Genomic DNA, 17,962 nt, shown 5'->3' on the forward strand with positions numbered 1-17,962 from the left:
CGTCGAGGTGACGCACACGGACCCACTCCGCTCCCTGGACACCTGGCTGCACGCCCGGATCGGCGCCCTCCCCCACTCCCCGGCCGACCGGTGGCTGCGCCGGCTGACCACCGCCGCCGACCACGGCCGGCTGTGGATGGCCGTCGGGCTGCTGCTCGCGGCACGCGGCGGGCCGCCCCGCCGGGCGGCGGTGCGCGGGCTCGGGTCGATGGCGGTCTCCAGCGCCCTGGTCAACGCCGTCCTCAAGCGGGTCTTCGGACGCCGCCGCCCCGACCTCTCCGGCCACCCCGTGGAGCGCCTGCTGCGCCACCACCTGACCACCCACTCGTTCCCCAGCGGGCACTCGGCCTCGGCCGGCGCGTTCGTCACCGGGGTGGCGCTGGAGTGCCCGCCGGCCGGTGCGCTGCTGGCGCCGCTCGCCCTGGCGGTCGGCTACTCCCGGGTGCACGTCGGCGTGCACTTCCCCGGGGACGTCGTCGCGGGGCTCGCCGTCGGCTCGGCCGTGGCGGCCGCCGGCCGCTGCCTGCCCACCGGCGCGGCCCTTGACCCAGCGGAGTGGCGTGCGCGTCACTACGGTCCTGAGCAGGGGTGACCCGGGTCGATCCGGGGCACCCGTGGTCCGCACGCACACCCGACGGAAAGAGGTCAACCATGTTGCTCCGCCGGATCGCCCGGCCGTTGCTCGCCTCGTCGTTCGTCTACGGCGGCATACAGACGCTGCGCAAGCCGCAGGACCGGGTGCCGGGCGCGCGCCCCATCGTCGAGGCGGTCGCCGAGCAGGCCGACAAGCAGCTGCCGGTCGAGGTCCCCCGGGACGTCGAGCAGTGGGTGAAGGCCGACGCCGCGGTCAAGGTCGCCGCCGGCAGCATGCTGGCCCTGGGCAAGCTGCCCCGGCTCTCGGCGCTGCTGCTCACCGTCAGCGTGGTGCCCACGACGCTGGCCGGGCACCGGTTCTGGGAGCACGAGGACCCCGACGAGCGGTTCGGCCAGCTGGCGGACTTCCTGAAGAACACCAGCATGCTCGGCGGCCTCCTGCTGGCCACCGCCGACACCGCGGGGCGCCCGTCGGTGGGCTACCGCGCGCGCCGCGCGGCCCGGCTGGCCTCCGAGACCACGGAGAAGAACCTGGCCCAGGCCCAGAAGCGCGCCGCCAAGGCCTCCCAGCGGGCGACCAAGGCGCAGAAGAAGGCCACCCGCACGGCCGGGAAGAAGGCCGGCAAAGGCACCGCGAAGAGCACCGCGAAGGTCTTCAGCTGAGCGACCCGCTCCCGCCCGCGGCCGCGCTCCGGAGGATCGCCTTCCTCCTGGAGCGCGCCCGCGAGCCCACGCACCGGGTCGCGGCGTTCCGCACCGCGGCCGCGGTGGTCGACGGCCTCGGGCCCGAGGAGCTCGACCGGCGCATCCGCACCCGGACGCTCACCGACCTGCGCGGCATCGGCCCGAAGACCGGGGCGGCGATCGTGCAGGCCCACGCCGGGGAGGTGCCCGAGTACCTCGCCCGCCTGGAGGAGGCCCACGCCGAGCTGGTGCCGCTGGCCGACGACGTCGCCGGGTACCGCGCCGCGCTGCGCGGCGACCTGCACGCGCACTCGGACTGGTCCGACGGCGGCAGCCCGATCCGCGAGATGGCCGAGGCGGCGCTCGCGCTCGGACACGACTACCTGGCCCTCACCGACCACTCGCCGCGGCTGACCGTCGCCAACGGGCTCTCCCCCGAGCGGCTGGAGCGCCAGCTCGACGTGGTCGCGGAGCTCAACGAGGAGCTGGCGCCCTTCCGGGTCCTCACCGGCATCGAGTGCGACATCCTCGTCGACGGGTCCCTCGACCAGACCGAGGAGCTGCTCGCCCGCCTGGACGTCGTGGTGGCCAGCGTGCACTCCGACCTGCGGGCCGACAGCGCCGCCATGACCGCGCGGATGCTGGCCGCGGTCGAGAACCCGCACACCGACGTCCTCGGGCACTGCACCGGCCGGCTGCTGGTCCCCCGCGAGCAGCGGGAGGGCCGCCGCCAGCGCCCCCGGCCGGAGAGCACCTTCGACGCCGAGGCGGTGTTCGGCGCCTGCGCCGCGCACGGCACCGCCGTCGAGATCAACTCCCGGCCCGAGCGGCTGGACCCGCCGCTGCGGCTGCTGGCGCTCGCCCTCGAGCTCGGCTGCGAGTTCGCGATCGACACCGACGCGCACGCCCCCGGTCAGCTCGACTGGCAGGGCAACGGCTGCGAGCGGGCGGTGGAGGTCGGCGTCCCCGTGGACCGCGTGGTCAACACCCGGACGGCGGCGGATCTGCTGGCCTGGACGCGGATGTGAAGGGGACCAGCCCCCCTGCCTCACCGGTGACACGCGGGCTGACCGCGGTCGCCGCTCTGGCCGTCGTCCTGACGCTCGACACGGTCGCCGCCGCACGTCCGTGGCCGCTGGTCGTCGTCGGCGTGCTCGACGAACCCGCGCACCTCCTGACGGCGTGGCTGCTGCTCACCGCCCTGCTGCCCGAGCGGCACCGGGACCTCTTCCCGTGGGCGTTGCTCGCCGCCGTGCTCATCGACCTCGATCACGTGCCGCTGTACCTGTGGGGCGTCGGCGCGGTGACCGAGTTCGGGCGGCCGGTCACCCACTCGCTCAGCCTCGTGGTGGTGCTGCTGGCGCTCTCGTGGACCGGTCGGCGGCTGCGGACCCCGTTGGGCGGCCTGGCCCTCGGGGTGCTGGTGCACCTGGCGCGGACCTCGCGACGGGTCCGGGGGTGCCTCTTCTCTGGCCGCTGAGCGAGACCAGCCTGCTGGTGCCGCACCAGGTCTACGTGGTGACGCTGTGCGTCGTCACCACGGTCGCCGTCCTGCGCCCAGGACCGTACCGCGGGGATGGCACGGCGTTGGTCCAGTACCCCGCCGAGGACCCGGGTGAGACAGGCGGTTTCGGTACGCCTTGGCTAGCGAATCGAAACGGAGAGTGACAAAGCGCCGTGGGCGCCTTCGTTGCGACCCAGATCACCTTGACCGGGACGCAGTCGCTGTTCAAGGTCCCGGTCCGGACCGCGGAAGGCCTGATGCCTGCCCGGAGGTCCTGGCACAGCTCACATGACGGACACGGGGGCCTCAGGTGGTCGGCGTCAGCCTTGCGCTGCCGCCTGGTGACGCAGTGTCACCAGGCGCGCTTGCTGATGAGGGCTGTCCTGACATCGCCGGGACCCCTACGGGCTGGTCCTGGCGCGGCCGCGTGATCACGGCACTGCTCTTCCTGCTGGGCGGCTGGCTGCTGCTCACCGCCCTGGCGGGGCCGGCACTCGCTCACGACCGCACGACCGGGACCACGCACCACTCGGGGGTGCGGTGGGACCCGCCGGCGCAGACGGGCCCACCCGCGGTTGAGCCGCAGCATCCCGAGGCGCCGGGTCCCGACGGGGAGCCGGCCACCGGGTCCGAGGACGTCAGCGAACCGGTCGTCGCGGAGCCGCCCGTGGCCGAGCCGCCCGCGGCCGAGCCGCCCGCGGCCGAGCCGCCCGTGGCCGAGCCGCCGGTGACCGAGCCGCCCGTGGCCGAGCCGCCCGTGGCCGAGCCGCCCGTGGCCGAGGCCCCGGCCAACGATCCTGCGGACACCGGCGAGCCGCACCCGACGGACCCCGTCCCCGGCCCCGGGGGATCCACCACCCCGGACACCGCACCCGGCGCCACCACCGGCACCGGCACCGGCACCACCGGTACGACCACCGGGACCACCGGCACCACCACCGGCACCGGCACCACCACCGGGACCACCACCGGCACCGGCACGACCACCGACGCCGGCACCGGAGCGGCGGGGGTCGAGCCCACCGAGCAGGTCCCGGCCGCGACCAGGTCGACGACCACGAGCCCGGCGGCGACCCCGACAGCGGATCCGGCGACCGTGGCACCCCTTCCGGCCGCCTCCTCGCCGATCACCGGTACGTCGGCCCCGGCGAACGCCCTGCCGTCGGCCCAGGTCACCGGGGACGCCGCTCCCTGCACCGCGCCGGCTGCCGGCCCCACCGCCCACCCGGCCCGGCACCTGCGGGCGGGGACGCCCGGCGCCGCCGCGTCGTCCGGCACGCGGGCCGCGGATCCTCGGACGGTGCCCGGGCTCGTCACGGACGCCCCGGCCGACGTCCTGACCGCACCACTCCCGATCGCCCCCGTGCAGCCGGCCGAGCCGGGTGGAACTCCCCTCCCGCCAGCTCCGCAGGCACCCACCGCTCCGGGCTGCCCGACGACGACGTCCTCGGTCGTCTGCGCCGGTGGGTCCGGCCACGGCAGCGGCTCGGAGTCAGAACTGGCGGTGGCGGCCGGCGGCTTCATGGCATCGCTGGCGACGGCGTCGTCCCGCTCGGCCTGGAACACCGCCGCCCTCGTCGTCGGCGGTGCCGACGACCCGGGCGCCCGCCCGGACTGACCGTCGAGTAGCGGTCCGGCGCCCCCGAGCGGGGCACCGCGACGGTTCGCAGCACGGCGGCCACGGCCCTGCCGGCCGCACACCCGGTATCCGCGTCCCGCTCCTGCCTCCCGACCTGCCCGCCGCCCGGCGGCGCTCGTCGAGGACCTCGAAGGGACGCAGGTCCTGCACCGCCTCCACGCCATCGGCGCCCGGAACTGATCCGGGTCACCGTGGGCGGCCCCGGCGACGCCTGCCGTCGACCACGCCGCCGACCTGGGCACCCGCCCCTCTCCCCGGGGACGCGGCCCAGGCACCCGCACCCGAACCGGCACCACCCGACACCACGGGGCTCTCATGACCGTCATCGCGCTCGACAGCGCAACCCTCGACCGGGCCGACGCCCGGCAACACCCACCGACCGTGCCCGCACCGCGCACCGGCCGGAGCACACCCACCCGGCCGGTCGCGATCACCAGCGCCCGCGCCGGCGCCGACCTCGAGGTGGCGATACCGGCGTACAACGAGGCCTCGCGGCTCCCGCGGACCCTGGAACGCACGGTGGAGTTCCTCCGCGACCAGCCGTGGTCCTCGCGCGTCGTGGTCGTCGACAACGGCAGCTCGGACGACACCGCCGGGGTGGCACGGGCGGTGGCGCGTTCCGCCGACCCCCGCGTGCCCGTCGAGGTCGTGGGGTGCGCTCGCCCGGGCAAGGGCGCGGCGGTGCGGCGGGCCCTGCTGAGCAGCCGCTCCCGCTTCGTCGGCTTCTTCGACGCCGACCTCGCGACCCCGGTGGAGACCCTCACCACCGCGATGGAGCACCTCGAACGGGGCGCGGCGGCGGTGATCGCCTCCCGGCACACGCCGGGGGCGTGCTTCGTCGAGACCCAGCCCGCGGGGCGCCGCCTCGGCGGTGCGGCCTTCCGCCTCCTGACCCGCAACATCGTCAAGGGCGTGCACGACACCCAGTGCGGGTTCAAGTTCTTCGAGCGGCACGCCGTCACCCATGCCCTCGTGAACTGCCGGGTCACCGGGTTCGCCTTCGACGTCGAGCTCCTCCGGTGCCTGCAGGGCAGCGGTTTCGACATCGTGGAGCTCCCGGTCGCGTGGAGCCACGCCGGCGAGTCCTCCTTCCACCCGCTGCGCGACGGCGTCGCCAGCTTCGGCGCGGTGCTGCAGATGCAGCGCGCGGCCGCCCGGTGGGCGTCGTGACGGCGACCGCCGCGGACCTCCGGGCCCGCCGCATCCTGGTCCTCAACTGGCGCGACGTCCGGCACCCGGAGGCCGGGGGCGCCGAGCAGTACATCCACCAGATCGGCATGCGCTGGGCGCGGGCCGGCGCCGAGGTCACCTGGTTCACCGCGCGCGCGCCGGGGCAGGCCGAGCACGAGCACCTGGACGGCATGCACGTGCACCGCGCGGGCGGCCCGCTGTCGGTCTACCCCCGCGCGGCGGCCCGGCTGCTGCGCAGCCAGGGACGCTTCGACGCGGTGGTGGACTGCCAGAACGGGATCCCGTTCTTCGCCCCGCTGTTCCTCCCGCAGGCCGTGCCCGTCGTCCAGGTCGTCCACCACGTCCACCAGGACCAGTTCGCCACCCGGTTCTCCCCGGCCATGGCGGCGGTGGGCCGCCTGCTGGAGGGCCCGGTCGCGCGGCGCGTCTACGCGCAGCGGGCCATCGCCGCGGTGTCGCCCTCGACCAGGTTCGAGCTCCGGCACCGGCTGGGCTTCCGCAACCCGGTCTTCGTGGTGCCGAACGGCACCGCCCCCGTGTCGTGGGCGCCGCGGGACCGCTCCCCCGACCCGCTGCTGGTCGTGGTCAGCCGGCTCGTGCCGCACAAGCGGATCGAGCTGCTGCTCGGCGCGCTGGCGACGACCACGGCCCGGATCCCGGGGCTGCGGGTGGAGATCGTCGGGGACGGCCCCGAACGGCACTGGCTCCAGGGCCTGGTCTCCGACCTCGGCCTGCGGTCGACCGTCCGGCTCCACGGCTACGTGTCCGCCGAGGTGCGCGACGAGCTGCTCTCCTCGGCCTGGCTCACCGCCTCGACCTCGGCCGCCGAGGGGTGGGGGTGCTCGGTGATCGAGGCGGCCGCGACGGGGGTCCCGTGCCTGGCGCTGAAGGTCCCCGGCATCCGCGATTCGGTCCTGCACGGCGAGACCGGGTGGCTGGTCGAGCGGCCGCAGGACCTGGGCACGGCGCTCGTCGCCGCGGTCGACCTCCTCGGGGAAGACGCCCGGGCAGAACGGATGGCCGCCGACTGCCGGGCGTGGGCCCGGTGCTTCTCCTGGGACCGCAGCGCCGACCTCCTGGCCGGGGTGGTCGTCGAGGAGATGCGCTCCACCGCCGCGCGCAGCCGGGGGCGCACGCCCGAGCGCCGGTCCGCGCGGTCGGACATGGCCGTCCTGGTCGGCTTCCGCCACACCGACCCCGCTGACGTCCGGACCGGGCTCCGTTCGACCGACGAGCTGGTCCAGCACGGCGACCGGACGTCGGTCGTCCTGACCGGTTGCGACGATTTCGACGCAGCCGTCGTCCTCGATCGGATCGGCGCCCGTGACGGCTCCCTGCAACTCGCCGACCGCCGCCTCCTGCTGGCCGGGCCCGAGGCGCCGCCGGCCCCTGCTCCCGGCGTGGAACACCTCGACATGGAGAAGAGCGCGTGACCCTCATCGACCAGACCCCTGCGCCGGCGGAGGAGACCTCCGGGCCGGGCGACCGGCAACGGACCCCGGCCTGGCGACGCACCGCCTCGCACCCCCTCGCCCTGGCCGGGGCCCTGGCGGCGCTGGCCATGGCCGTCCGCTCGGTCGGTCTGATGCGCAGCTTCGAGCTGTGGATCGACGAGATGCACTACGCCGACCTCGGCGCGTCCATCAGCCGGTGGGAGATGCCGGCCCTCGGCGACGGGCCGTTCTTCCTCCACCCGCCGGGCTCCTTCCTGGTCGAGGGCGGCGTGATCCGGCTGCTCGGCCTGGGGACCGGCGACAGCATGGAGCTCGTCTACGACCTCCGGTGGCTGATGGCTTCCCTGGGGGCGCTGTCCGTCGCCCTCGCCTTCCTCCTGCTGCGACGGGTCGCCGGCACCTGGCCGGCGGTCTTCGGCGCCCTGCTCCTGGTGTTCGAGCCCTTCGTGCTCCGCAACAACAGCCGGGTCTTCCTGGAGACCCCCGCGGTCGTCGCGGTCCTGGCGGGCCTGCTGCTGCTGGTCCGCCACGTCGACCGGCGGGAGCGGGGCCGTCCGCGGGCACGGCTGCTCCTGGCCGGGTTCCTGCTCGGGCTCGCCGTCCTCACCAAGGACGTCTTCGCCGTCTACGTCGTCCTCCCGGTGCTCCTTGCCGTGGCCTGGCGTCGGACCCTGCAGGTCCGGGAGGCCGCGACGGTGCTCGTGGGGATCGCCCTGCCCTACGCCCTCTACCTGATGACGCTCTGGCTCACCGGCTACCTGGGCCTGTGGGGCACCGCGAAGAGCGCCGGTGTGCTGCGGCTGATCGGCGCGGAGCAGACGACCGGCTTCAACGCCCCCGGGGCGCCCAGCCTCGCCGAGCGGCTCGTCGACCAGGCCCAGGCCTACGGCACGAGCTATCTGCTGCTGCTGCTGTGCCCGCTGGCCGGGCTGATCGCCGCGTGCAGCCGCCGCGCGGACCGGCGCCTGATCGGCCTGTCGGCCGTGGTGACGGGCGGGCTCGGTGCCTTCCTCGCGCTGTTCGGCACCTTCGAGGAGCACTTCGGCTACCCCGTCGTGGTGGCCGGCGTGCTCGCCCTCGCCGTCGCCGCCGCGATGGTGGTCGAGCACCGGCCGGGCCTGCGGACGGTGACCGTGACCGTGGCGTGCCTCCTGCTCGCCGCGGCGGCGTTCCTCGGTCTGCGGCTCGAGACCGAGGAGGACGACGGGTTCCGGAGCTTCCGGGCGTGGGCGGTGGCCGAGCTCCCCGCCGACGCCCGCGTCGGGGTCACCAACGACACGGCGGTGCGGGCCTTCCGGGACGACGACCGGTTCGGCCCCTGGTCCACCGCGGCGCAGTTGACCGCGAACGGGGCGGAGTACGTGCTGACCGTGAGCCTGCCCACCGAGCAGGGCTACGCCCGCGCCACCCCGGAGCTGCTCGTGTGGCTCGAGGCGAACGGCGAGCCGCTGTTCCGGCACGCGGGGCCGACCAACGGCGAGACGGTGCTGTGGTCCGTCGACGAGGACGACCTCGCCGCGGCGGCCGCGCTGGGGATCGGCGGCCCTCCCCCGCCGCCCGTCGACGCCGGCACCGCCGGCGAGGCGGTGCCCGAGGCGGGTGACCGTGGCACGCCATGACCTCGGGCGGCGGGCCCCCGGCCGTGGCCGCCGTCGGAACGCACTGGCGCTCGTCGTCACGGTGCTCGCGGCCGCGGCCGCCGGGGCCGCGATCGTGTCGGGTCGGCCGGCGGACGTGCCCGGGTCACCGGACCCGGTGGTCGCGGACGCGGGCACCGGCCTGGCGTTCGGCGTGCTGGGGTCCCGCTGCGACCCGGAGCGGGTCGACGCCCTGAGCGAGGCCGGGGTGCGCTACGCCGAGATGGGCCTGAGCTGGGCGTCGTTCGAGCCGGTGCCCGGCGAGTACGACCTGGGCTACGCCGCCTACGTCCGCCGGCACATCGACGAGTGCGACCGCGCCGGGATCGGCGTGGTGTTCACGCTCGGGCTGCACTCGGCCCCTGGCTGGGTGGCGGAGCTGCCCGGCGGTGCCTACGTGAACCAGCACGGTGACCGGGGAGACCGGTACGCGCCGAACGTGGTCTTCAGCCAGGCGGTCCGGGACGCCGTCGCCGAGTACCTCGCCGCGCTGGACCGGGCCGTCGGCCTGGATCGGGCCGCGGCGATCCGCGTGGGCACCGGCATCCACGGCGAGCTGGGCTACCCGGGCGGCGAGTCCTCCGGGTACAACCCGTTCTGGGCGTTCGACGCGGCCGCCCAGGAGGGGGTGGGCCTGGCCGACGGGGCGGAGCCCAGCCCGTTGCCGGGCTGGATCCCGGGCTCCTCCGCCTGGAACGGCACCGAGGTGGGCACCGAGCAGGTCCGGGAGTGGTACCGCTGGTACTCCCGATCGGTCGCGGACGCCGTCATCTGGGTGGTCCGCACCCTGCGCGACCAGGGCTACGAGAGGGACATCCACTTCCCGCTGGCCGGCCGCGGTGCGCTGCCGGCCGACCTGGAGGCGGCCCTGGCCGCCCGCATGGACGGCACCGCCGACCGCGACGGCAGCTTCGAGCAGGGCCTGTTCTACCCGGAGCAGCTGCCGCACATCGCGGGCAGCCTGGCGTCCACCGAGCAACCGGGCTGGGGGAGCCTGTACGCCGACTCCAGCAGCGTGGACGACGCGACCGCGGTGACCGCCCGCCAGCTCGACCCGCCGCAGGACAGCTGCCGACCGGGGGACGCCGACCGCGATCTGCTGACCGAGCCGGACGTTGGGCAGTGGTCGTCGGTCCGCTGGACGATGGCGAACGCCCGCACGGCCGGGCTGGGTCTCATGGGCGAGAACCCCGGGTCCCCGGACACCCCGCGCACCGGGGGCAACGACCTCACCGACAGCGCCGGCGAGCAGATGGACCACGCGCCCCGGTACGCCCTGGAGTGCGGGATGTCGCTGTTCATGTGGGCGTTCGAGGACGACCTGTTCGGCGAGCGCCCCGGTGCCGGCATCGACGACTACGCCGCACGGATCCGGGCCGCCAGGAGTGACGAGCGCCGGCCCGGCAGGAAGGGGACGCACCGATGAGCACCGTGGACAGCGACGCACCGGCCCCGCACGGGGGCTCCGCACCCCTGCGGGTCCTGCACCTGGGCTTCGAGGACCCGCGGATGCCGGGCTCCGGGGGCGGATCCGTGCGCACCCGCGAGATCGACCGGCGGCTGGCCGCCGCGGGCATGGACGTCACCGTCCTCACCACCCGCTTCCCCGGGTACGTCGACGGCGAGCACGAGGGCGTGCGGTACGAGCACGTCGGCATCGGCCGCGGCGCAAACCGCCTCACCCGGCTGCTCGGCTACGTGCTGATGCTGCCGGTCGCCGTCCGGCGGCACCGCGAGGCCGACCTCGTCGTCGAGGACTTCCTGCCGCCGTTCTCGAGCATGGCGGTCCCGCTGTGGACGCGGCGCCCGGTCGTCGGGATGGTCCAGTGGCTGCACGCCCGAGAGAAGACCCGGCAGTACAAGCTGCCCTTCCACCTGGTGGAGCGGGCGGCCGTGCGGACCCACCGGCAGCTCGTCGCGGTGTCGGAGGGCACGGCCGAACGGCTGACCGCGATGAACCCGCGGGCCTCGGTCGACGTCATCGGCAACGGGGTCGACCCGTGTCTGTTCGACGAGCCGGCGCAGCTCGGCCGGGACGTGCTGTGCATCGGCCGGCTGGAACTCGGGGGCAAGGGTCTGGACCTCCTCCTGCGGGCGTGGGCGGAGGCGCACCCGCAGGTGGACGGCGACCTCGTCATCGCCGGCCGCGGCCCCGACGAGGCAAGGGTCCGGCAGCTCGCCGAGCGGCTGGGTGTCGCCGACCGGGTCCGCTTCCCCGGCTGGGTCGGCGGCGCGGACAAGGCCCGGCTGCTGGTCACCAGCAGGATCGCGGTGGTGCCGTCGCGGGCCGAGACCTTCGGCATCGTCGCCGTGGAGGCGCTGGCCGCCGCCACCCCGGTCGTGGCGTTCGACATCCCCTGCCTGCGGGAGGTGGTCCCGGCGGTCGCCGGGCGGCTGGTGCGCCCGTTCGACATCGACGGCCTGGCCGCGGAACTGGTGGCGCTCCACGGTGACCGCGACCGGGTCCTGGCGATGGGGACGGCCGGTCGCGCGTTCGCCGCCGGCTACGACTGGGACGTCCTCGCCCGCCGCCAGGCCGAGGTCTACCGCGCCGCCGTGGGCCGGCCACCGGCCGCCCCCTCACCGCGACCGTGCGGCGAGCTGACCTCGGGGGCCCGTCGATGACCACGCTGATCCGCCCGTGGACCGGATCGGTGGACCTCCGCCGGGAGGTGTCCGTCGTCTCCCCCGCCCCTCGCGACGTGTGGCGGCAGGCGCTGGCCGCCGATCCCTCCGCCCTCCCGAGCCAGACCCCCGAGTGGACCGACTGGCTCTGCCGCACCCGCGGCTTCACCGACGCCAGCCGGCTGTACGAGTTCGCCGACGGCCGCCGGCTGCTGCTCCCGCTGCTGGCGCGCACGGCGGCGGGGGTGCGGCTGACCGAGGAGTCGATGCCCTACGGCTTCGGCTACGGGGGCCCGCTGGTGATGGGCGGGGAGCCCAGCCCCGATCAGGCGCGGGCGGTCCTCGACGACCTGGCGCGGCGTCCCGTCCTGCGCTCGTCGCTGGCGCCGCTGCCCAGAGCGTCGGCGAAGTGGTCGGCGATCGCCCCGCCCGGGGTCGTGCGCGTCCCCTACCTCGCGCACGTCCTCGACCTCGAAGGGGGCTTCGAGCAGGTCCGGAGCACCCGGTTCCGCAGCGGCGCCAAGCGGAACATCCGCCGTGCGCTCAAGCAGCCCCTCGAGGTCCGGTCGGGCGCCGGCAGCGGCGTCGTCGAGGCGTTCGCCGAGCTGAACCGCCGCGCCGTGGAGCGCTGGGCCCGGCAGCGGGGGCAACCGCTCTGGCTGGCCCGCCTGGTGGACCGGCAGCGCGACCGCGTCGGCCAGCTCGCCTCCGCCATCGACGCCCTCGGACCGATGGTCCGCGCCTGGACGGCCTACCTGCACGGGGAGCCGGTCGCGGTCAACGTTGCGCTGCACTTCGGCGCCCAGGCGTACGGGTGGTTGTCGGCCGTGGACGCGGACCTGGCACGGCGTACCCAGGCCGGGGCGCTGCTGCTGTCGCTGGAGCTGGAGGAGGCCTGCGCGTCCGGGGTCCGGTGGTTCCAGCTCGGCGAGTCCGACCCAGGTTCCGGGGTGGCGCAGTACAAGGAGCTCTACGGCGGCGTGCCCGTGTCCTGGTCGGCTCTGCGCTTCGAGCGCCTGCCGATGACGGCGGCCGACCACCGGCTCCGGGCGGTGGCCGGACGGCTGGCCTCGCTCGGGCGGGGCCGCGCCGGGGCGGTGGACCGGTGACCGCCGCCCCCCGGCCCGCGGACGTCGCCGCGCCGCACGACGGGGACGGCCGGTTGACCGCCGACGGCAGCCTGGTCGCGTCCCGCGGCCCCCTGGTGTCGGCGGCCATGGCCATGGTCGCCGTGCTGGGCTACGTCGGCGCGCTGGTGCTGGCCCACCTGCTCGACGCCCCTTCCTACAGCCAGTACGCCGCCGCCGCGACGCTGCTCGGCACCGTCGGCGTCTTCGCCGCGGCGCTGATCCCCATGCCCCTCACGCACACCATCCGCAGCCACCCCCCGGGGTCGGAGGGCCGGCGCAGCGGCATGGCCTTCGCCTGGTCGGTGTCGACCGGGTGCGGGCTGCTCGCCGCCCTGGTGACCGGGCTGATCACCGCGGCGTTCGCCCCGCCGCTGGTCGCCGCCACGGTGGCCGTGGCAGCGATGGTCCTGTGCCTGTGCAGCCCGGTGTGGGGCTGGACGCACGGCGAGCTGCTGTTCGTCCGGGACTCCTGGATGGTCGTCGCCGAGGTCAGCGTCCGGGTGCTCGTCAGCGTCGGCGTGGTCCTCGTGGGCGGCAGCGCGGGGGGCGCGCTGGTCGGGTTCGTCGCCGGGTCGGCGGTGGTGCTGCTCACCACCCCGCGGCGGCTGTGGCGTGACCTGTCCTGGCGCCCCGACGTGCTCCGGGAGCGGCGGCGCTGGGCGGAGACGGGGGACATCGCCGTCACCCAGCTGATCGTCTACGCACTGGTCGGCGCGGACGTCGTCCTGGTCGCGCTGCTCGGCGACCACGACGCGGCCAGCGCGGGGTTCCAGGCGCTGTCGACGCTGGCGAAGGCACCGGTCTACGTGGCGGCCGGCGCGGTCGCCGTTGCCTTCCCGCTGCTGCGCAGCCGGCACGCGCACACCGAGTCGATCCTGAACGCGACGCTGGGCTCGTTCGCGGTGCTCGCGCTCGCGGCGGCGGTCGTGGTCGCCACGGTGCCCCGCGAGCTGATGCTGCTGGTGTTCCCGGAGCGCTACGCCGGCTCCCTGGCGCTGCTCCCGGTGCTCGCCGCGGCGGGGATCGGCTACGCCGCCCTGACCACGTTCACCTCCGTGCTGCTCGGGCTGCGGGCCTACCGGCGGTGCCAGGCGGGCCTGCTGGCCGCCGTCGTCCTGATGCCCGCGGGCCTGCTGCTGGGCTGGCAGGTCGACGGGATCCCGGGTCTGGCCACCGGGGTGGCGCTGGCCGCCCTGCTCGCGGCCGGGGCGCTGGGGGTGGCCGCCGCGCCGCTGCTGCCCCCCCGGACACCCCGGCGGGCGCTGTCCGCGCTCCTCGCCGCCGGCGTCGTCGGGGCCCTCCTCCAGGCGGCCGCCTCCGTGCCGGCCCTGTGGGTGGTCGCCGTCCTGCTGCTCGCCGGCGCCGTGCTCCGGCTGCTCCGGAGGGCCTCGACCCACCCCACCGGCGAACGGGAGACCCGATGAACGACCCGCTGTCCACCCTCCTCGACGAGGCGGTGGCCGCAGGCGGAGGGATCCTCGTGCTGTCCGCGCACCTCGACGACGCGGTCCTGTCCTGCGGCGCGTTGCTGAGCTCGCTGGCCGGGCGGGTGCCGGTCACCGTGGCCACCGTCTTCACCGAGGCGGGCCCGCCGCCGCACAGCCGCGCGGCGCGGGCGTTCCTCGGCCAGTGCACGATCGGCGACGCCGCCGAGCTGTACGCGGCCCGGCAGGCGGAGGACGCCGAGGTGCTCACCGGCCTGGGGGTCGAGCACGTGCACCTCGGCGTGCCGGACGCGCTGTTCCGGTTGCGGGACGTGCCGCCGGCCGTCGCGCGGCTCGGCCGCGTCGTCCCGGAGGTCGTGCACCGCTACCCCACCTTCCGGCTCGACATCGACAAGGGCCGGATCTCCCGCGGGGACCGGGCGCTGCTCAGCCGGCTGGACGCCGAGGTCCGCGCGCTGGCCGACCGCATCGACGCGGCGCTGGTGCTCGGCCCGGTCGGCGTGGCCCGGCACGTCGACCACCTGCTCACCCGCGCGCTGGTGGAGCGGCAGCCGCGGCCCGCCGTCCTCTACGCCGACTTCCCCTACGTCCTGCGCAACCCCGTCCCCGGCTACGTCGCGGCGCGCGGGCTGACCGCGGTGACCTGGGACCGCGACCTCGACGCCAAGCAGGTGCTCATCAAGGGCTACCGCACCCAGGTCGAGGCGCTGTTCCCGCCGCAGGGGGAGATCCCCCTGGTCCCGGAGACCTACTACCTGCCGCCCGAGGTGGGGACGACGACGCCCTCCCGCGCCGCGGACCGACCGTCCCTGCCCGCCGGCACCAGGCCACGGGCCCGCTCGAAGGAGACCACCGACATGCAGGAGACCGGGCGCGCCGTCGTGCTGGGGTACCTGGACCTGGCTGTCCCGTTGCACGCGGTGGGCGTCCCGGTCACGACCGTGGGGCCGCCCGGGCGGCCCGACCGGCACTCCCGGTACGTCTCGGGCTGGATCGACGACCCGCGCCCCGACGAGGACGCGCTGGTCGCCGCGCTCCTGGCCGATGCGCGCAGCCGCGAGACGCCGACGGTGCTCTTCTACCAGTCCGACGACGACCTGCTGCTGGTCTCCCGCCGCCGCGACGAGCTCGCGCCGGCCCTGCGGTTCGTGGTCCCCGACGCCGACCTCGTCGAGAAGCTCGTGGACAAGGCGGCCTTCCAGCAGCTCGCCGACGAGGTGGGGCTGCCCGTGCCGACGGGGCAGGTCCTCGACACGGCCTGCCCGGTCCTCGACGAGCGGCTGGCGTTCCCCCTGCTGGTGAAGCCGCTGCGGCGGGCCCCGCTCTGGGACGCCACCACGCCCGCCAAGGCCGCCCTGCTGCACGACCGGGGCGAGCTGGACGCCCTCGTCGAACGGCTGGCCGGCGACCACCCGGAGCTGATCGTGCAGCAGCCGGTGCTCGGCCCGGAGACCCGCATCGAGAGCTACCACGTCTACGTCGACGCCTCCGGGCGGGTGGCCGCCGAGTTCACCGGCCGGAAGGTGCGCACGTACCCGATGGCGCTGGGTCACTCGACCGCCGTCGTCACCTCCGAGGAACCCGACGTCCTGCACCTGGGCCGCGAGGTCGTGGCGGCGCTCGACCTGCGTGGCGTGGCCAAGCTGGACTTCAAGCGGGACGACGACGGGCGGTTGTGGCTGCTGGAGGTCAACCCCCGCTACAACATGTGGCACAACGTCGGGGCGGCCGCAGGGGTGAACATCCCGGCGGTGGTGTGGGCGGACCTGGTCGGCCGGCCCCGGCCGGCCACGACCCCGGCCCGCCCGGGCGTGGCCTGGTGCCGGGTGGATCGCGACTTCCTCGCCGCGCGGGAGGAGGGGACCGGCCTGTGGCGCTGGGCCCGCTGGGCCGCCCGGGCCGAGACCAAGACCCCGATGGACCTGTCCGACCCCCTCCCGATGCTCGCCGCTGTGGCGGGACCGGCCTGGCGCCGGCTGCGGCGGCGGCCGGTGCGGTCCCCCGAGCCGACCGAGGGCCCGGTGGCGGCCGGGGCGGTGCGCTGATGCGCACCGGTGTCCTGTCCGACGTGCACGCCAACCTGCCGGCGCTGCAGGCGGCGCTCACCGCCCTGCGGCGCCGGGGCGTGGACCGGCTCCTCGTCGCCGGCGACCTGGTCGGCTACGGGGGGCAGCCGAACGAGTGCGTGACGGCGCTGGCCGAGGCCGGGGCGCAGTGCGTGCTCGGCAACCACGACCTGTTCGTCCTCGACCGGCTGCCCCCGACCCGCTTCCCCTCCTACGCCCGGCGGTCGGCCGACGTGCACCGCGCCCTGCTGTCGGCCGACGTCCGCAGCTGGCTGGAGTCGCTGCCGACCACCCTGCGGGCCGGCCGGGTGCTCATGACGCACGGGTCGCTCGACAGCCCGGAGGAGTACATCTTCCGGGAGCGCCGGGCCCAGGAGCTGCTCGCCCGGCTCCCGGTGGAGGCACCGGGGGCCGACGTCCTCGTCCTCGGCCACACCCACCAACCGTGGCTCGTGGAGGCGGGCCGGGGCACCGTCCCCGCCCGTCGCGCGGGGCGGCCGGCCCGGACGGCGCGGCTGCTCAACCCCGGGAGCGTGGGCCAGTCCCGGCAGCGGGAACGCCGGCCCGTCGCGCGGTTCGCGGTGCTCGACGACGCCACCGGGGCCGTCGAGTTCCTGCACGCCGACTTCGACGTCGCGGCGAGCCGGGCGGGCCTGGCGCGGCACGGGCTCCCCGACCGGTGCCTGCACGCGCCTCCGGCGCGCTGGTTCCCCCCGGCGCTGCGCGTGCACCGGTTCCTCGACCGTGCCGCGCTCCGGCTGGCACCCGGCCCGCGCGGGGGGACCGGGACGACGGCTCCGGCACCGACCGCCACGGTGACCGGCCGGACCCCGGGGGACGCCGCGTGAGCACGCACGTGCACCCGCCGGTCACCCCGGTGGGCCCGCGGCGGGGAGCGGTGCGCGTGACCAGCCCTGCTCCGCGCGAGGTCTGGGCCGAGGTCCTGGCCTCGGACCCGCTGGCGCTGCCCACCCAGACCCCGGCGTGGACCGACTGGCTGTGCGGCACCCGCGGCTTCACCGACCGGAGCCGCCTCTACGAGTTCGACGACGGCCGGCGCCTCGTGCTGCCGCTGGTCGCGCGGACCCGGGCCGGGCTGGTGCTCTCCGAGGAGTCGATGCCCTACGGCTTCGGCTACGGAGGTCCGCTCGTGGCCGGGTGCCCGGTCACCGGGTCCGAGGCCGAGGCCGTCCTGGCCGACCTGGCCGGGCGACGCGTGCTGCGGTCGACGCTCACCCCGAACCCCCTGACGGCGGGCGTCTGGGCGGCGACCGCCCCGCCCGGCACCGTCCGCGTGCCCTTCCTGTGCCACGTGCTCGACCTCGCGGGCGGCTTCCCCGCCGTGTGGTCGACGCGGTTCCGCCCGGACGTGCGGAGGAAGGTCCGCCGGGCGGAGCGGCAGCCGCTCGACGTCCGGCTGAGCACCGGTGCCCGGCTCGTGGAGACCTTCACCGCGCTCAACCGCCGGACGGTGGACCGGTGGGCCGAGCAGCGCGGACGCCCGCCGTGGATCGAGCGCCTCGTGGAGCGGCGCCGGGACCGCGCCGGCCAGCTCGCCTCCGCGCTCCCGGCTCTCGGCGCGGCGGTGACCGGCTGGACCGCGCACCTCGACGGCGAGCCGGTGGCCGCGTACGTCGTGCTGCGGGCCGGTGAGCAGGCCTACTTCTGGATGTCGGCGATGGACCGCGAACTCGCCGGGCAGACGCAGGCCGGTGCGCTGCTGCAGTCTCTGGCCATCGAGGAGGCCTGCCGCGGAGGAGCCCGCTGGTTCCACCTGGGCGAGTCCGACCCCGGCTCGGGGGTGGCACGCTTCAAGGCCGGTTTCGGCGCGGCGGCGATCCGCTACGAGGCCCTGCGCTTCGAGCGACTGCCTCTCACCGCCGCGGACGAGAGGATGCGGGCGGTCGCCGCCCGGGCGACGGGGAACCGCCCGGTGTGAGATGTCTCTCGATCGGCCCCGGAACGCGGCTGGTTAGAGTCGATATCGGACACT

Annotated in this window: 15 protein-coding genes; all 15 read left to right on the forward strand. The window is 75.9% G+C overall.

What is annotated here, in order from left to right:
• Nucleotides 1–7: 7 nt before the first annotated feature.
• The 15 genes from D0Z06_RS06955 to D0Z06_RS07030 all read left to right on the forward strand — a co-directional run bounded on the left by D0Z06_RS06955 (nucleotide 8) and on the right by D0Z06_RS07030 (nucleotide 17,908).
• Complete coding sequence (locus D0Z06_RS06955; protein WP_199522175.1) at nucleotides 8–592, forward strand: phosphatase PAP2 family protein; 585 nt, start codon at nucleotides 8–10, stop codon at nucleotides 590–592.
• A 59-nt stretch (nucleotides 593–651) separates the two neighbouring features.
• Nucleotides 652–1,257 carry a DoxX family protein gene (locus D0Z06_RS06960; RefSeq protein ID WP_117376617.1) on the forward strand — a complete coding sequence of 202 codons (606 nt, stop codon included), beginning with the start codon at nucleotides 652–654 and terminating at the stop codon, nucleotides 1,255–1,257.
• Complete coding sequence (locus D0Z06_RS06965; RefSeq protein WP_117376699.1) at nucleotides 1,254–2,306, forward strand: PHP domain-containing protein; 1,053 nt, start codon at nucleotides 1,254–1,256, stop codon at nucleotides 2,304–2,306. Before D0Z06_RS06960 ends, D0Z06_RS06965 begins: the two co-directional genes overlap by 4 nt.
• A gap of 26 nt (nucleotides 2,307–2,332) precedes the next feature.
• A complete protein-coding gene (locus tag D0Z06_RS06970) occupies nucleotides 2,333–2,758 on the forward strand; it encodes a hypothetical protein (RefSeq protein WP_117376618.1) in 426 nt (141 codons plus the stop codon).
• 451 nt (nucleotides 2,759–3,209) lie between these two features.
• Complete coding sequence (locus D0Z06_RS25270; protein WP_158579896.1) at nucleotides 3,210–4,400, forward strand: hypothetical protein; 1,191 nt, start codon at nucleotides 3,210–3,212, stop codon at nucleotides 4,398–4,400.
• Nucleotides 4,401–4,736: 336 nt separating this feature from the next.
• The gene (locus D0Z06_RS06985; RefSeq protein WP_117376620.1) at nucleotides 4,737–5,591 is read left to right on the forward strand and encodes a glycosyltransferase; all 855 of its coding nucleotides are present in this window, start codon (nucleotides 4,737–4,739) and stop codon (nucleotides 5,589–5,591) included.
• Nucleotides 5,588–7,045 (forward strand): glycosyltransferase family 4 protein, encoded by a 1,458-nt coding sequence (locus D0Z06_RS06990; protein ID WP_233517507.1) that lies wholly within the window; start codon nucleotides 5,588–5,590, stop codon nucleotides 7,043–7,045. The genes D0Z06_RS06985 and D0Z06_RS06990 overlap by 4 nt, the downstream gene beginning before the upstream one ends.
• Nucleotides 7,042–8,685 (forward strand): phospholipid carrier-dependent glycosyltransferase, encoded by a 1,644-nt coding sequence (locus D0Z06_RS06995; protein ID WP_117376621.1) that lies wholly within the window; start codon nucleotides 7,042–7,044, stop codon nucleotides 8,683–8,685. Before D0Z06_RS06990 ends, D0Z06_RS06995 begins: the two co-directional genes overlap by 4 nt.
• The gene (locus D0Z06_RS07000; RefSeq protein ID WP_147331985.1) at nucleotides 8,672–10,129 is read left to right on the forward strand and encodes a beta-galactosidase; all 1,458 of its coding nucleotides are present in this window, start codon (nucleotides 8,672–8,674) and stop codon (nucleotides 10,127–10,129) included. Before D0Z06_RS06995 ends, D0Z06_RS07000 begins: the two co-directional genes overlap by 14 nt.
• Entirely contained in the window at nucleotides 10,126–11,328 is a 1,203-nt protein-coding gene (locus tag D0Z06_RS07005) for a glycosyltransferase family 4 protein (RefSeq protein WP_199522176.1), read from the forward strand. Before D0Z06_RS07000 ends, D0Z06_RS07005 begins: the two co-directional genes overlap by 4 nt.
• Nucleotides 11,325–12,437, forward strand: a complete 1,113-nt coding sequence (locus tag D0Z06_RS07010; RefSeq protein ID WP_117376623.1) for a GNAT family N-acetyltransferase — start codon at nucleotides 11,325–11,327, stop codon at nucleotides 12,435–12,437. Before D0Z06_RS07005 ends, D0Z06_RS07010 begins: the two co-directional genes overlap by 4 nt.
• A complete protein-coding gene (locus tag D0Z06_RS07015) occupies nucleotides 12,434–13,882 on the forward strand; it encodes a hypothetical protein (RefSeq protein WP_117376624.1) in 1,449 nt (482 codons plus the stop codon). The genes D0Z06_RS07010 and D0Z06_RS07015 overlap by 4 nt, the downstream gene beginning before the upstream one ends.
• Nucleotides 13,879–15,948, forward strand: coding sequence for a PIG-L family deacetylase (locus D0Z06_RS07020; protein ID WP_117376625.1), 2,070 nt, complete (start codon nucleotides 13,879–13,881; stop codon nucleotides 15,946–15,948). Before D0Z06_RS07015 ends, D0Z06_RS07020 begins: the two co-directional genes overlap by 4 nt.
• Nucleotides 15,948–16,817 carry a metallophosphoesterase family protein gene (locus D0Z06_RS07025; protein ID WP_117376626.1) on the forward strand — a complete coding sequence of 290 codons (870 nt, stop codon included), beginning with the start codon at nucleotides 15,948–15,950 and terminating at the stop codon, nucleotides 16,815–16,817. The genes D0Z06_RS07020 and D0Z06_RS07025 overlap by 1 nt, the downstream gene beginning before the upstream one ends.
• Nucleotides 16,814–17,908 (forward strand): GNAT family N-acetyltransferase, encoded by a 1,095-nt coding sequence (locus D0Z06_RS07030; protein WP_117376627.1) that lies wholly within the window; start codon nucleotides 16,814–16,816, stop codon nucleotides 17,906–17,908. The genes D0Z06_RS07025 and D0Z06_RS07030 overlap by 4 nt, the downstream gene beginning before the upstream one ends.
• Nucleotides 17,909–17,962 lie beyond the last annotated feature (54 nt).

The sequence above is a fragment of the Geodermatophilus marinus genome, assembly GCF_003428645.1.
Taxonomy (GTDB): Bacteria; Actinomycetota; Actinomycetes; order Mycobacteriales; family Geodermatophilaceae; genus Geodermatophilus.

Coding starts and splice junctions, on each gene's coding strand:
- D0Z06_RS06960 (WP_117376617.1), top strand. CDS start 652: ATGTTGCTCCGCCGGATCGCCCGGCCGTTGCTCGCCTCGTCGTTCGTC.
- D0Z06_RS06985 (WP_117376620.1), top strand. CDS start 4,737: ATGACCGTCATCGCGCTCGACAGCGCAACCCTCGACCGGGCCGACGCC.
- D0Z06_RS07005 (WP_199522176.1), top strand. CDS start 10,126: ATGAGCACCGTGGACAGCGACGCACCGGCCCCGCACGGGGGCTCCGCA.
- D0Z06_RS07010 (WP_117376623.1), top strand. CDS start 11,325: ATGACCACGCTGATCCGCCCGTGGACCGGATCGGTGGACCTCCGCCGG.
- D0Z06_RS07020 (WP_117376625.1), top strand. CDS start 13,879: ATGAACGACCCGCTGTCCACCCTCCTCGACGAGGCGGTGGCCGCAGGC.
- D0Z06_RS07025 (WP_117376626.1), top strand. CDS start 15,948: ATGCGCACCGGTGTCCTGTCCGACGTGCACGCCAACCTGCCGGCGCTG.